The sequence below is a fragment of the Streptomyces mobaraensis NBRC 13819 = DSM 40847 genome, assembly GCF_017916255.1.
GTDB lineage: Bacteria > Actinomycetota > Actinomycetes > Streptomycetales > Streptomycetaceae > Streptomyces > Streptomyces mobaraensis.
The window spans coordinates 1,153,382-1,166,748 of sequence record NZ_CP072827.1; the positions used below are offsets into that span (position 1 = coordinate 1,153,382).

General features: G+C 75.5%; 10 protein-coding genes and 1 pseudogene. 4 read left to right on the forward strand and 7 right to left on the reverse strand.

Going from position 1 to position 13,367, the window contains the following annotated elements:
- Positions 1-76: 76 nt before the first annotated feature.
- A complete protein-coding gene (locus tag J7W19_RS04370; protein WP_004948845.1) occupies positions 77-520 on the reverse strand; it encodes an ankyrin repeat domain-containing protein in 444 nt (147 codons plus the stop codon).
- Between the two features lie 313 nt (positions 521-833).
- Between J7W19_RS04370 and J7W19_RS04375 the strand changes: the two genes are divergently transcribed.
- Together J7W19_RS04375 and J7W19_RS32710 are read left to right on the forward strand one after the other, a co-directional pair.
- The gene (locus J7W19_RS04375; protein ID WP_004948848.1) at positions 834-1,028 is read left to right on the forward strand and encodes a hypothetical protein; all 195 of its coding nucleotides are present in this window, start codon (positions 834-836) and stop codon (positions 1,026-1,028) included.
- Positions 1,029-1,119: 91 nt separating this feature from the next.
- Positions 1,120-2,877, forward strand: a pseudogene (locus J7W19_RS32710) (hypothetical protein); the annotation flags it as partial.
- Between the two features lie 1,218 nt (positions 2,878-4,095).
- Here J7W19_RS32710 and J7W19_RS04385 read toward each other — a convergent pair.
- Complete coding sequence (locus tag J7W19_RS04385) at positions 4,096-5,613, reverse strand: SCO1417 family PLP biosynthesis transcription factor (protein ID WP_078588125.1); 1,518 nt, start codon at positions 5,611-5,613, stop codon at positions 4,096-4,098.
- A 121-nt stretch (positions 5,614-5,734) separates the two neighbouring features.
- On the opposite strand from J7W19_RS04385, the gene yczE reads away from it, so the two are divergent.
- Positions 5,735-6,430 (forward strand): membrane protein YczE, encoded by a 696-nt coding sequence (gene yczE, locus J7W19_RS04390; protein ID WP_004948857.1) that lies wholly within the window; start codon positions 5,735-5,737, stop codon positions 6,428-6,430.
- 300 nt (positions 6,431-6,730) lie between these two features.
- Positions 6,731-7,105: an RNA polymerase-binding protein RbpA gene (locus tag J7W19_RS04395; RefSeq protein WP_004948858.1), complete on the forward strand. Its 375-nt coding sequence runs from the start codon at positions 6,731-6,733 to the stop codon at positions 7,103-7,105.
- Positions 7,106-7,182: 77 nt separating this feature from the next.
- On the opposite strand, the gene fxsA is transcribed toward J7W19_RS04395, so the two are convergent.
- The 5 genes from fxsA to J7W19_RS04420 form a co-directional block, all read right to left on the reverse strand.
- Positions 7,183-7,773 (reverse strand): FxsA family membrane protein, encoded by a 591-nt coding sequence (gene fxsA, locus J7W19_RS04400; protein WP_411848823.1) that lies wholly within the window; start codon positions 7,771-7,773, stop codon positions 7,183-7,185.
- Positions 7,774-7,961: 188 nt separating this feature from the next.
- Complete coding sequence (locus J7W19_RS04405; RefSeq protein WP_004948865.1) at positions 7,962-8,723, reverse strand: polyprenol monophosphomannose synthase; 762 nt, start codon at positions 8,721-8,723, stop codon at positions 7,962-7,964.
- On the reverse strand, positions 8,720-10,435 hold the full coding sequence (gene lnt, locus J7W19_RS04410) for an apolipoprotein N-acyltransferase (protein WP_004948867.1): 1,716 nt from the start codon (positions 10,433-10,435) through the stop codon (positions 8,720-8,722). Before lnt ends, J7W19_RS04405 begins: the two co-directional genes overlap by 4 nt.
- Before the next feature lie 525 nt (positions 10,436-10,960).
- Positions 10,961-12,577, reverse strand: a complete 1,617-nt coding sequence (locus J7W19_RS04415) for an amidohydrolase (RefSeq protein WP_004948872.1) — start codon at positions 12,575-12,577, stop codon at positions 10,961-10,963.
- A 149-nt stretch (positions 12,578-12,726) separates the two neighbouring features.
- Positions 12,727-13,170 (reverse strand): Lrp/AsnC family transcriptional regulator, encoded by a 444-nt coding sequence (locus J7W19_RS04420; RefSeq protein ID WP_004948875.1) that lies wholly within the window; start codon positions 13,168-13,170, stop codon positions 12,727-12,729.
- Positions 13,171-13,367: the final 197 nt, after the last annotated feature.

A 13,367-nucleotide genomic window follows, 5' to 3' on the forward strand; every position in this document is an offset into this window, starting at 1 on the left:
GGTGCGTCTTGCCCGGACGTCACACGTAAAACCTGCCGCCCCGGGGCCGGGCGCGTCGCGCGCCCCCGCCCCGCCGCTAGGCGCCCCGGAACAGCTCCAGCAGGTCCTGCCGGCCGAACATGCCGGCCGTCTCCACCGCCGACGGCACCCCGGCCGCCGGATCGGCGCCGTGCTCGACGAGCAGCCGGACGACCTCGTCCTCGGACTTGAAGACCGCGCCGGCCAGCGGCGTCTGCCCGCGGTCGTTGGCCCGGTTGGGGTCGGCGCCGCGGTCCAGCAGGGCGGCGACGGTCCGGGGGTGCCCGTGGTAGGCGGCGAGCATCACGAGGGTGTCGCCCCGGTCGTTGGTCAGGTTCGGCGGCACCCCGGCGTCCACGTAGGCGGCGAGGGTGTCGGTGTCCCCGTGCCGGGCCAGGTCGAAGACCTTGGCCGCGAGCTGGAGCACCTCGGGGTCGTGCGCGGGTTCGGCGGGGCCGGGGGCGGGCGCGGCGGGCTCGGGGCCGGACGTCGGCTCGGGCATGGTCGTCGGTCCTCGGGGTCGGGGCCCACGGGCGGGGCCGGTCGGTCCGGGCCGCTCGCGGGCCCGGCGCGGGTCGCGGACCGTGATACGCGGTCCGGTTCCCGATCTTTCCCAGGACCCACCCTACGTACGCCCCGCCGGCCCCGAACCCCGGACGGCCCGGCCGCGGCCGAGCGGGTGAACCGGCCGCGCGCCGCTCGTGCGCCTCCTCCCCGGCGCGTCACTCGTGTGCCTCTTCCCGGATGTCCGGACGCCTGCTTGCTGTGACGCTGGGAGGACTCATGGTGACCGCCCCACCAACAGGAGACCTCCCATGATCCTCTCCATCTCCGGCGTCGTGCTGCTGGGCATCGTCGTGTTCCTGTTCTTCCGCAAGGACGGTCTCAAGGCCAGCCACGCCCTCGTCTGCGCCCTGTTCGGCTTCTACCTCGCCGGCACCGCCATCGCCCCCAGCATCAAGGCGGGCGGCGCCAGCCTCGCCGGGCTGCTGGGCGGGCTGCGGTTCTGACCGCCGGCCGCGCGCGGTGCCGGTCCGTCCCGCCGCGCGCGGCGCCCGTCCACCCCCGAGTCCCACCCCGCCCCGACGTCAGGAGGCCGCCATGGGCCGGCGCGGAGTCCCCCGCACCCTGACCGACCGAGCCCCGCTCACCCCCGGCCGGGAGCTCGCCCACAGCGTCACCGACAGCGCCCGCGACGTGCTGCACCCGGTCATCACCATCGGCCGCGGCCTGCGCTCGCTGGCGGCGGCCGGCCGGCGCGGCTGGGCCCGCACCCCCCGGGACCGGCGCGGCGCCGCGCTGCTGCTGGCCGCCTCCTGCATGCTCATCGTCGCCCTCATCCCCTACGGGCCCCCGCTGGCCGCCGCCGCGCTGCTGGCCGCCGGCGCGTGGCGCGGCCGGGACCGCGCCACCGCCCCGACGGCCCGTCAGGATCCGGTGGAGGGCCGACTCCAGGCCCTGTACGAGGCCCTCGTCCCGTACTTCTCCTCGCCGCTCGACCCGACGCCGCTCTACTCCCACGGCGGCGTCTGGCGGCAGGCGTTCGACGACCACGCCTTCGACGACGAGGGCCGGCTGGTCGCCCTGCGGCTGCGCTACCCGGCGTACTTCACCGACGGGGAGAGCGAGGCCCGCGCCCGCATCGAGCACCTGCTGCAGACCAAGGCGGGCCGGGGCCGGGAGTACCGCTTCGTCTGGGACGAGGAGGAGGGCGTCCTCGACCTGTCCGTGCTGCCCGCCCTCCCCGTCGGCATCCGCGCGCAGCGCTTCGTGACCGCCCCCGGCGAGGTCCTGCTGGGCTTCACCGACCCGGAGGCCGTCCAGCGGACGCTGCCGGTGACCGACGGGAACGGCACGCGCGACGTGCCGCCGGTCATCTGGCGCACCGGCCAGCGGTCGTCCGAACCCCACCTGCTGGCCCTCGGCCGGCCCGCGAGCGGCGTCACCACGCTGCTCCGCTCGGTGCTGCTGCAGGCCCTGCACCACGGGGACGTGGTGATCGTCGACGGGGGCGGGGCGGGCGAGTACGCGTGCCTCGCCGGCCGGGAGGGCGTACTGGCCGTGGAGTCCGCGCCGCCGGGCGCGACGGCCGCCCTGGAGTGGGCCGCGCAGGAGACCCAGCGGCGGCTGGTGGCCACCAACACGGCGCGGCAGCAGGGCCGTCCGGCCCCCGAGGACGTCCGCCGCCCGCTGTGGATCGTCGTCGACCGCCCCGCGGCGCTCAGCGCCCTCGCCGCCGGTGAGGGCCGCCCCGACCCGCAGGAACTGCTCCAAGTCCCGCTCCGGCACGGCCGGGCCGCCAATGTGACGGTCGCCCTCGGCGAGCAGCTGGAGAGCGAACGGCTGCTCACCGAGGCGGTGCTCGCCCACACCCGGGCCCGGGTGGTGCTGGGCCCGGTCCCCGCCGGCCAGGTGCGCGGCACGCTCGGCGAGCTGCCGCAGACCACGCCCGTCAACGAGCTGCCCCCCGGCCGGGGTTACGCCCGCCTGGGCACCGGCCCGGTGCACCGCCTCCAGGTCCCGGCCACCCCCGACCCGTACGACGAGGGCGCCCCCGAACCCCACCGCCGCGCCGTCGCGGACCTCCTCCCGCCATGGCCCCCGACGGAACGACTCGCCGCCCCGGCGGCACACCCGCCCTCCCGACCGCCGGAGCCCTACGCCGAGGGCACGGGCGCCGACCCGGCGGCCGACGCGGGCCGCCCACCGACGGACGGCACCGGGGCACATCCGGGCGGCTGGGTCCACGCCTCCGCGCCGCGGAACGCGTCGGCCCACTACCCGGCGAACGCCCCGGGCCCACTCTTCACGAACGGCCCGGCGCCCGGCGCGGAAGCGCCCTCAGGGAACGACGCCGCGGCCTACCTGCCACCGGACGCATCAGGCCACCACCCGGCGAACGGCCCATGCACACACTTCACGAACGACCCGCCGCCCGGCGCGGAAGCGCCCCCACGGAACGACGCCGGGGCCTACCTGCCACCGGACACGTCGGGCCACCAACCGGTGAACGCCCAGGGCGCACACTTCACGGACTGCCCAGCGCCCGGCGCGGAAGCGCCCTCACGGAACAACGCCGCGGCCTACCTGCCACCGGACGGCCGGGGCCACGCGCCCGCGACCGGCGGCGCGCCGCCGCAGGCAGCGGGAGGCCACCCGGTGGGCGGGCCGGACCCCGAAGGCCCACGGTTCGCCGGCACCCGCGCGGAAGCGCCACCGCGCGCCTCGGCCTACCCACCGGCGGACGGCCCGTACGACCGGAGCCGGGCATTCGGCTCCGCAGCCTCCTACGCGCCGCCCGAAGCGGCCGGCCGCTACCCGGCGGACGCCCCGGGCACACGCCTCACCGACGACCCGACGCCCGGCGCGGGAGCGTCGCAGACCTCCGCCTATCCGGCGGCCGACGGCACGGCGGCCGGTCCGGACGGCTGGGGCCGTGCACCCGCGAACGGCGCTTACCCCGCGGCGCCCGACGCGTCCGGCCGCTACCCGGCCGACGGCTCGGGCCGCTACGCGATGGATCCCTCGTCTCCTGAGTACGCGATGGATCCCCCGTCTCCTGAGAGCGCACGGCACGCCGGCCACCCGCCGGTGGACGGCTTCGGCCCCTACGCCGCGAGCCCCCCGGTCCACGACGGCGCCCGGCGCGCCGACGGCCACGCGGGTTCCCCGGGGCACCGGCGGGCGGACGGCATGGGCCACGCGCCGACGGCGGACGCCTCCGCCGGCTTCCCGCCGGCCGGTTCGGGTGGCGACGGCGCGTGGGACGCCGGCCATCGGCAGGACGCCCCGGGCGGGCCGCGGGCGGACCGCCCGGGCCACTTCCCGGTGGACCCGTCGCTCCACGGGGGCTCCCGGCGGGCCGGCCACCGGCAGGAGGCCACGAGCACCGGCGGCGGCCGGCACACCGCGGACCCCTCGGTCCGTACGAGCACCGGCCGTCACGCGAGCCCCGCCGCCCCCACCGCCTACGCACCGGCGCACGTCTACCCGGTCGGCGGTCAGGACCCCTACCGGGCAGGCGCCCAGGGCGACTTCACGGCGGACCCCGCCAACCCCGCGGACCCCGCCGCCCCCTCAGGCCACGAACGTGCGCGGCGCGTCGGCCGCCACGGGAGCGCCGCTGGCCACCAGGCGGGCGGCCTCGGCGAGCCGGGACACCGCCTCGTCGGCGACCGGCCCGGCGACGGTGAACGGCAGCCGTACGTACCCTTCGAAGGCGCCGTCCACCCCGAACCGCGGACCGGACGGCACGCGTACCCCCAGCCGTTCGCCGACCTGGGCGATCCGCGAGCCGGACAGTCCCCCGGTGCGTACCCACAGGGTGAGGCCGCCCTTCGGGACGGTGAACTCCCAGTCGGGCAGCCGCGCTTCGAGCGCCGCGACGACCGCGTTCCGGCTGTCGAGCACTTCGGCGCGGCGGGCGGCGACGGCCTCCTCCCAACCGCCGGTGTCCAGCAGCCGGGTGACGGCGAGCTGTTCCAGTACGGGGGTGCCCAGGTCGGCATAGGCGCGGGCCGCGACCAGGCTGCGGATCACTTCGGGGGCGGCGCGTACCCAGCCGATCCGCAGCCCGGCCCAGAACGACTTGCTGGCGGAGCCCACGGTGACCACCGTGCTGCCGGCCGGGTCGAAGGCGCAGACGGGGCGGGGCATGGCCAGCCCGGGTTCCAGGGCGAGGTCGGTCATGGTCTCGTCGGCGACCAGTACGGTGCCGGCGGACCGCGCCGCCTCGACGAGTTCGCGCCGCTGGGCCTCGGGGGCGAGGGCGCCGGTGGGGTTGTGGAAGTCGGCGATCACGTAGGCCAGCCGGGGGGCGGCGTCCCGCAGGACCTGGCGCCAGGCGGGCAGGTCCCAGCCGCCGAGCCGGTCGGCCATGCCGACGGGTACGAGCCGGGCCCCGGCCTCACGCAGCAGCTGAAGGACATTGGCGTACGACGGTGACTCGACGGCCACCCGCTCACCGCGCCCGGCCAGCAGCCGGCCGATGGCGGCGACGGCGCCCATCGCCCCGGTGGTCACCATGATCTGCTCGGGCATGGTGGGGATGCCGCGCGCGGTGTAGCGGTCGGCGAGGGCCCGGCGCAGGGCGGGAAGGCCGGCGGGGTAGTCGCCGTGGGTGTGCGCGTAGGGCGGCAGTTCCTCCAGCGCTCCCTGGAACGCCTGGGTCAGCCAGGGCTCGGGCGCGGTCAGCGCGGCGCAGCCCAGATCGATCATCGACCCGGCGGTCTCCGGCGGCAGCGGGTCCAGCGCCCGGGTGGGCAGCGGGCTCCCGGCGGGCACGGCGGTCCAGCTGCCGGCCCCGCGCCGGGATTCCAGGAACCCCTCGCCGCGCAGCGCCTCGTAGGCCGCGGCGACGGTGGTCCGGCTGACGGACAGGGCCGTGGCGAGCTCCCGTTCGGCGGGCAGCCGGGCGGCCACCGGCACCCGGCCCTCCAGGACGAGCAGCCGGACGCGGTCGGCGAGCGAACGGTAGGCGGGGGTGCGGCGGCCGTTGAGGGGCGTCACCCCGCCGCGCGCTTCGGGGCCGCCGCCCTGGGCGTCCAGAAGACGCGCGAGCTGCTGCGCCCCCACTGAGGCGGTCCACTGACTCACCTTTGCGGTCCACCTTTCCGGAATTGGCCATGGATCGTTCTCGCTTACAGTCCACAGACTGCCATGCAACAGGCCACCCGCACCACTGCCGGGGCACGGCCACGACTATTGGGGAGGGGCTGTGCCCACACCGACACGGGCCGCTGCGACGGCCGTCGCCGGCCGTCTCGTCCGGCTCTACGCGGGTCTGGCGCTCTACGGGGCGAGCGCGGGGCTGCAACTGCGGGCGGGGCTCGGCCTGCCGCCCTGGGACGTGCTCAACCAGGGCGTGGCCCGGCACGCCGGGATATCGATCGGCACGGCGTCGATCCTCATCGGCGTGCTGGTGCTGCTGCTGTGGATCCCGCTGCGGCAGCGCCCGGGGCTGGGCACGGTGTCCAACGTGCTGGTGATCGGCCTGACGCTGGACACGACCCTGGGCCTGGTCCCCGTACAGCACTCGCTCTGGACGCGGATCCCGCTGCTGGCCTTCGCCGTGGTGCTGTGCGGCGCGGCCACCGGGCTGTACATATCGGCCCGCTTCGGGGCGGGCCCGCGCGACGGGCTGATGACCGGGCTGCACCGCAGGACGGGCCGCTCGGTGCGGCTGGTGCGCACCTGCATCGAGGTGGCGGTGCTGGCGACGGGCTTCGCGCTGGGCGGTTCGGTGGGCGCCGGGACGGTACTCTTCGCGGTGACGATCGGCCCGCTCGCCCAGTTCTTCCTGCGCCTCTTCGCGCCGGCTTCCGGCACACCGGCCGTCGGCGCACCGGCTCCCGGCGCTCCGGCGGCGGGCGGGGAGACCGCTCCGACGGCCGTCGGGACGGCCGGAGCCTGACCTTCCGGAAGACGACGGTCCGGTCCGCGCCGGACCCGGTGCGCCAGGGAAAGCCGCGAGCCGGTAGTGTACGCCTTTGACCCACCGGATGAACCGTTACTGCGCGCTCAAGCGCCGGGAACACTGGGTGACATCTGTTGTCAGATGTGACAAACCGGGCGCTGGTGGGTACAACAAGGGGCGGCACGACGGGCGACGCATGTCCCTCTACGGGAATCTTCACCGCCGACCGGACGTTGACCGGATGACGACGACAGCGACACCTGTCCTGTGGGCGACAAGCCCGGGAGGCACGAATTCATGAGTGAGCGAGCTCTCCGCGGCACGCGACTTGTGGTGACCAGCTACGAGACCGACCGCGGCATCGATCTGGCCCCGCGCCAGGCGGTGGAGTACGCATGCCCGAACGGCCATCGATTCGAGATGCCGTTCTCTGTAGAGGCGGAGATTCCGCCGGAGTGGGAGTGCAAGGCGTGCGGCGCCGTCGCACTTCTGGTGGACGGCGACGGACCCGAGGAGAAGAAGGGCAAGCCCGCGCGTACGCACTGGGACATGCTCATGGAGCGGCGCACCCGCGAGGAGTTGGAGGAGGTGCTGGCCGAGAGGCTGGCGGTCCTGCGCTCCGGCGCCATGAACATCGCCGTGCATCCGCGGGACACCCGCAAGTCGGCCTGACCGGCCGCACCGCGCACCACAAGGGCCCGGCCACCGCGAAGAAGCGGTGGCCGGGCCCTTGTGTGCCCGCGGCCGTCTCAGCGCGGCAGCTGCGGGTCGTCCGCGCGGGGGGCCGGCGGCTGGTCCTCCCGTATGACCTCGCCCTGGACGACCTTGCCGTCGGGCTGACGCATCCGGGCCTGTCGCATGGCGTCCCCCAGCGGGTTCGCCGCGCCCGCGGCGCGCTCGATCCGGCGGGCGGCCTCCTTCCGGATCAGTGCCCGGGTGGGCGGGAACAGGCACAGCAGCCCGGCCGCGTCCGAGAGCAGGCCCGGCACCATCAGCAGCAGGCCGCCGAGCATGGTGAGGCCGTTGCCCCCGCCTTCCGCCTCCGGCGCGGCCCCCTGCGCGCCCGCGGCCTGCATCGACCGCGTCAGCCGCTGCCAGGCGCGGCGCCCGGCCCGCTTGATCACGTACCCGCCGAGGACGACTCCTCCGGCCAGCAGGCCGAACACGGCGAGGCCGCCGGCGGCGTCGGCGACCAGGATCAGGAGCCAGATCTCCAGGACGGCCCAGGCGGCGATGGCGAGGGGGAGGAGTTTTCGCGTCATGCGTCCAGTGTGCCTGGGCGGTGGGGGTTGCCCCTGACCCGCCCTTTCTCCGTTTCTGCGGGGGCGAGCCCCCGGCACCCCCGAAACCGCGCTCCGCGCGGTTGTCCTCAAGCGCCGGACGGGCTGATTCCAGCCCGTTGGGGGTGCCCCCTCTGGGGGAGTTTGAGGACGAGCGGCGAAGCCGCGACAAGCGGGGTCTGGGGCGGCAGCCCCAGGAAACGGCGAAGGGGCGGGACCGGGGCACAGCCCGCCGCAGGCGCGGGGCGCTAGCCCCGCCCGAGCGCCTTGCCCACCCGCGAGCCGACGCCCCACGACGTCACCCGCCACAGCGCCTCCGCCACGATGTCGCGGCTCATCTTGGAGTCGCCCCGCTCCCGCTCCACGAACGTGATCGGCACCTCCACCACGTGGAATCCCGCCTTCACCGCCCGCCACGCCAGGTCGACCTGGAAGCAGTAGCCCTGGGAGGCCACCTCCTCCATCCCGAGCCCCTCCAGCGTCTCGCGCCGGAAGGCGCGGTAACCGCCGGTGATGTCGCGCAGGCGGACGTCGAGCATCAGCCGGGAGTAGGTGGAGCCGCCGCGGGAGAGGAACTCGCGGGACTTGGGCCAGTTCACGACGCGGCCGCCGGGGACCCAGCGGGAGCCGAGCGCCAGGTCGGCGTTCTTGAGGGCGGTGAGCAGCCGGGGCAGTTCCTCGGGCTGGTGGGAGCCGTCCGCGTCCATCTCCACCAGGACGCCGTAGCCCTGGTCCAGGCCCCAGCGGAAGCCCGCCAGGTAGGCGGCGCCCAGCCCCTCCTTGCCCTCGCGGTGCAGGACGTGGACGTGGTCGTCGTCCTCCGCCAGTTCGTCCGCGAGCTTGCCGGTGCCGTCCGGGCTGTTGTCGTCGGCGACGAGCACGTGCGCCTCCGGGACGGCGGCCCGCACCCGGCCGACGATGGGCTTGATGTTCTCCGCCTCGTTGTAGGTCGGGATGATCACCAAGGTCGTGCCGAGCGGACCGTACCTCCGCTGACCGCCGTCGTTCACTGCTGGCCCTTCTTGTCCGACTTGTCCGGGGACTCCACCACTCGTCCCCGACGACCGATCAGCAAAGCGGCCGCCCAGGAGAGAAGGCCCACCATAGCGAGCGTCCATTCGGGCGCCGCACCCGCACGGTCCGCGAGCGTCCTGCCGTCCCGGAGCGGGATCGACGTGGTGATGACCTCGCGGGTGAACTCGGGCGCGCGCCGCAGCACCGAGCCGTCCGGGCCGACGACCGCGCTGATGCCGCTGGTGGCGGCGGTCACCACGGCCCGGCCGTGTTCGACGGCACGCAGCCGGCTCATGGCGAGCTGCTGCTCGGGCTGGTCGGAGTGGCCGAAGGTGGCGTTGTTGGTCTGCACCACCAGGGCGCGGGCCCCGGCGTTCACGGTCTTCCGGACGATCTCGTCGTAGGCGATCTCGAAGCAGATGACGTCGCCCAGCCGGGCCGGGCCGACTTTCATGACCCCGGTGTGGTCGCCGGGGTAGAAGTCGCGGGGCACCCGCTGCAGCCGGGTGATGACCTTGCTGAGCTGCTCGCGGAACGGCACGTACTCGCCGAACGGCACCGGGTGCTGCTTGGTGTACGAGGCGCCGGGGCCGGACGTCGGGTCCCAGACGATGCCCTCGTTGAAGACGTAGCCCGGCTTGGTCGGGTGGTCGACCAGCGCGCCGACGAGCACCGGCACCCCGATCGCCTTGACCGCCTGGTCGATGCGGTCGTACGCCTCCTTGACCCGGAACGGGTCGAGGTCGGAGGAGTTCTCCGGCCAGATGACGAGGTCGGGCTTCCTCGCCCGCCCCTCCTTCACGTCCTTCGCCAGTTGCAGGGTGGCGCTGACGTGGTTGTTGAGGATCAGCATCGGGCGGCCGAGGAAGTCCATGCCGGGCTTCTGGACGTCGCCCTGGACGACGGCGATGTTCACCGTGTCGTCGGCCTTGGTCGGGACCGGCACCGCGTACCCGGCGAGGATCACCACCCCGGCCAGCGCCGCCGCCTCCACCGCAGGCAGCAGCGCCTTCACCGCGAGCGGGCCGCCGGCGCCGCGCCGCCGCCACACGGTGAGCCCCGCGAAGGCGAACAGTCCGCCGGCGAGGGCCACCGCGAAGCTCACCAGCGGGGCGCCGCCCAGCGCGGCGAGCGGGGTGAACGGCGAGTGGGTGTTGGCGAAGGCCAGCCGGCCCCAGGGGAAGCCGCCGAACGGCACCCGGTCGCGCGCCCACTCCTCGGCCACCCACAGGCAGGCCCCCCACACCGGCCACCCGCGCAGCCGGGAGGTGCGGGCCAGCCCGGCGCCGAGCGCGGCCACGAACAGCGCCTCCGCCACGGACAGGCCGACGACGGCGTCGTACCCGACGACGTCCAGCCAGCGCAGCAGCAGCACGAAGAACGGCAGGGCGAGGACGAAGCCGGTCCACGCGCCCTGGCGGCCGGTCCGGCCGTGGGTCATCAGGGCCAGCGCGGCGACCCCGAGGACGGACAGCGGCCACACGTCGTACGGCGGGAAGGCGAAGGCCAGCGCCACGCCGGTCACGGCGGCCAGGCCGGTGCGGGCGGCCTCGCGGCGGGCCAGCGCGGCCAGCCGGGCGCGGCGGCCCGGGCGGGGCGCTGCGGGCGCCGGGACGGCGTCCGGGCGGCTCGCGGCCGGGTCGCCGGCGGTCTCGGCGGTGGTGTCGGAACCCGAGGGCACGGTCGCGCCTTCCTGCAGCTCGTTCAAGGGTCACGTGACCGTACCTCGCGGCGGGTACGGTCCGTGTCCAGGGTGCGGGAAAGCGGCGCGGAGGCCGAGAGGCGAAAGGCCCGGCCGCGGCACGGCGGGCGGGCGGGGACGGCGGGTGGGGCTCGGTGTCCTTCGGGCCGGCCGGGGAACCGCTGGCTGCGGGTCGCCCTGGAACCGTTGTCTACTGAACGTCCGGGCCCCACCCGGGTCACACCTGCCGACCCGGCGGAACGTCCCCCGCCCCCGTGCGCTGGACCTGGCTCCCAGTGGCGGCGCGCCCGTGTAGCGCGCCACCCCATGGCCCAGCGGCGTTCGACGACTGCGTGGAGTTCTCCGGTCGGGCGTCCTGTGGTGGACCCGGCCGAACCTACCCGCCCCGGACCGCACCCTGTCAACAGCCGCTTGACCTGCGTCGTTGTGCCAAATCAGCAGGTCAGTGCGGAGGGGGTGACGCAGCGCGACAGGCCGACCGCACGTCGTTCGGCGGTACGCGCCGCGCGGACGTCACCCGTTCGGCCGGTCTCAGGCGGCGTACACGGTGCGTCCGGCGACCACCGTGCGGACGCAGCGGGGCAGTTGACCGCCGGGGACCAGCTCCGGCAGGCCCGGGGTGCCCGAGCGTGGATCGGTGGACCAGTTGGCGACGCGTGCGTCCGGCACCTGCACCACCAGGTCGCCGGCCTCCCACACCGCGTAGTCGGCGGGCGCCCCCGGCACCAGCACGCCCGCGTCGTCCCGGCCGATCGCCCGCCAGCCGCCGCGGGTGTGCGCGGTGAAGGCCGCACGCACCGAGACGCGGTGCTCGGGGGTGCGGTGGAAGGCGGCGGCGCGGATCGTGCCCCAGGGGTCGAGCGGGGTGACCGGGCTGTCGGAGCCGAGCGCCAGCGGGACGCCGGCGCGCAGCATCGCCGCGTACGGGTTGAGGGTGCGGGCCCGCTCCCGGCCCAGCCGCGCGGCGTACATGCCGTCGTCACCTCCCCAGGCGGCGTCGAAGGCGGGCTGGACGGAGGCCGTGAGCGCCGACTCGGCGAACGCGGCGATGTGCTCGGGCGTGAGCATCTCGGCGTGCTCGACCCGGTGCCGGGCGGCGCGGACCCGGTCCAGTCCGACCTTCTCGGCCGCCGCCCGGACGCCGGTGACGACGGTGGTGAGCGCGGCGTCGCCGATGGCGTGGAAACCGGCCTGGACGCCGGCCTCGGTGCAGGCGGCGACGTGCGCGGCGACGGTGTCGGCGTCGAGGTGCGCGGTGCCGGTGGCTCCGGGGGCGTCGGCGTACGGCTCGTGCAGGCAGGCCGTGTGGGAGCCGAGCGAGCCGTCCACGAAGAGGTCGCCGGCCGCGCCGTGCGCACCCAGCTCCCTGATCTTCGCCAGCTGGTTCACGGAGGTGAACGCCTCGGCCCAGTAGCCGACGACGCGGGGGCCCGGCTCCTCGGCGGCCAGCCGCAGCAGCCCGGTCAGGTCGTCCTCGCCGGAGATCAGCGGACCGGCGCACTCGTGCACCGAGCCGATGCCCAGCGAGACCGCCCGGGCCAGCGCGGCGCGCTGCGCCTCGGTGCGCTGGGCGGGGGTGACGGCGGCGTGCGCGGTGCTGCGGACGGCGTGGTGGGCGTCGTCCGTCAGGGGCCCGTCGGGGGTGAATCCGCGCAGGTCACGGGCGTTGGGGACGAGGTCGAGGAGGGCGGTGGTGACCACCGCCGAGTGCACGTCGACCCGGGTGAGGTAGAGCGGCCGGCCGTCGGCGGCGGCGTCGAGTTCCGCCCGGGACGGCGGCCGCCCCTCGGGCCACCGGGCGGCGTCCCACCCGTGCCCCAGCAGGATCCGGTCACCCGGCCGGGCGGCGGCGTACGCCCGCACCCGCTCCAGCGCCTCCCCGAGCGTGGCCGCGCCGGAGAGGTCGAGGCCGGTCAGCGCCAGGCCGGTGGCAGTGGTGTGCACATGTGCGTCTGTGAACGCGGGGGTCACGAGGGCGCCCTGGAGGTCGATCACCTCGTCGACGCCGTCGGCGAAGGAGTCGGCGGCCCCTTCCGAGCCGACCCAGGCGATGTGGCCGCCTTCGACGACCATGGCGGTGGCGAAGGGGTCGGCGGGGCTGTGCACGTCGCCGTTGCGGAGGAGGGTGGTTCGGGGGCGCTCGCTCATGGGAACAGTGTGGCGTGGGCGGGGGTACGCCGGGTGCGCGGGGGTGGTTGATCCAGCCCGTGCGGCGCTTGAGGACGATCGGCGAAGCCGCGACAAGGGGGGTCTGGGGGCGCAGCCCCCGGGAAACGGTGAAAGGGAGGGGCCGGGGCTCACCCCACCCGCGGCGGACGCGCCTCGTACGGCGTCGACAGGACGATCGTCGTCCGCGTCGACACCCCCGCCAACGACCGGATCCGCGCGAGCAGATGCTCCAGCTCCAGCGGCGTGGCCACCCGCACCTTGAGGATGTAGTTCTCGTCCCCCGCGACACTGTGGCACGCCTCGATCTCGGGGATCTCCGCCAGCCGGTCCGCGATGTCGTCCGGCGCGCTCGGATCGAACGGCTTCACCGAGATGAAGGCGGTCAGCGGCAGCCCCACCGCCTCCGGGTCGACCACCGCGGCGTAGCCGCGGATGACCCCGCGCTGTTCGAGCCGGCGCACACGCTGGTGCACCGCCGAGGTGGACAGGCCGGTGGCCTTGCCCAGGTCGGTGTAGCTCATCCGCCCGTCCTTGACGAGCAGTTCCACGATCTCTTTGTCCAGCTCCTCCACACCGGCCAACCTACTGCGTCGCACGGCGCCCGGCACAGTCGGCGCCCCCCGCGGGCGCGCGGGACGCGTGACGAACGCCACAGGCCCGCGCCCGTGTCCCCCCGGCCGGGGCGATTACCCCGGACCGCCGACGGGAAGTGCTTGCTGTGGCCGGGGCCGAGACGCCCCTGCCAGGCCCAGCAAGAGGGGGAAACGAA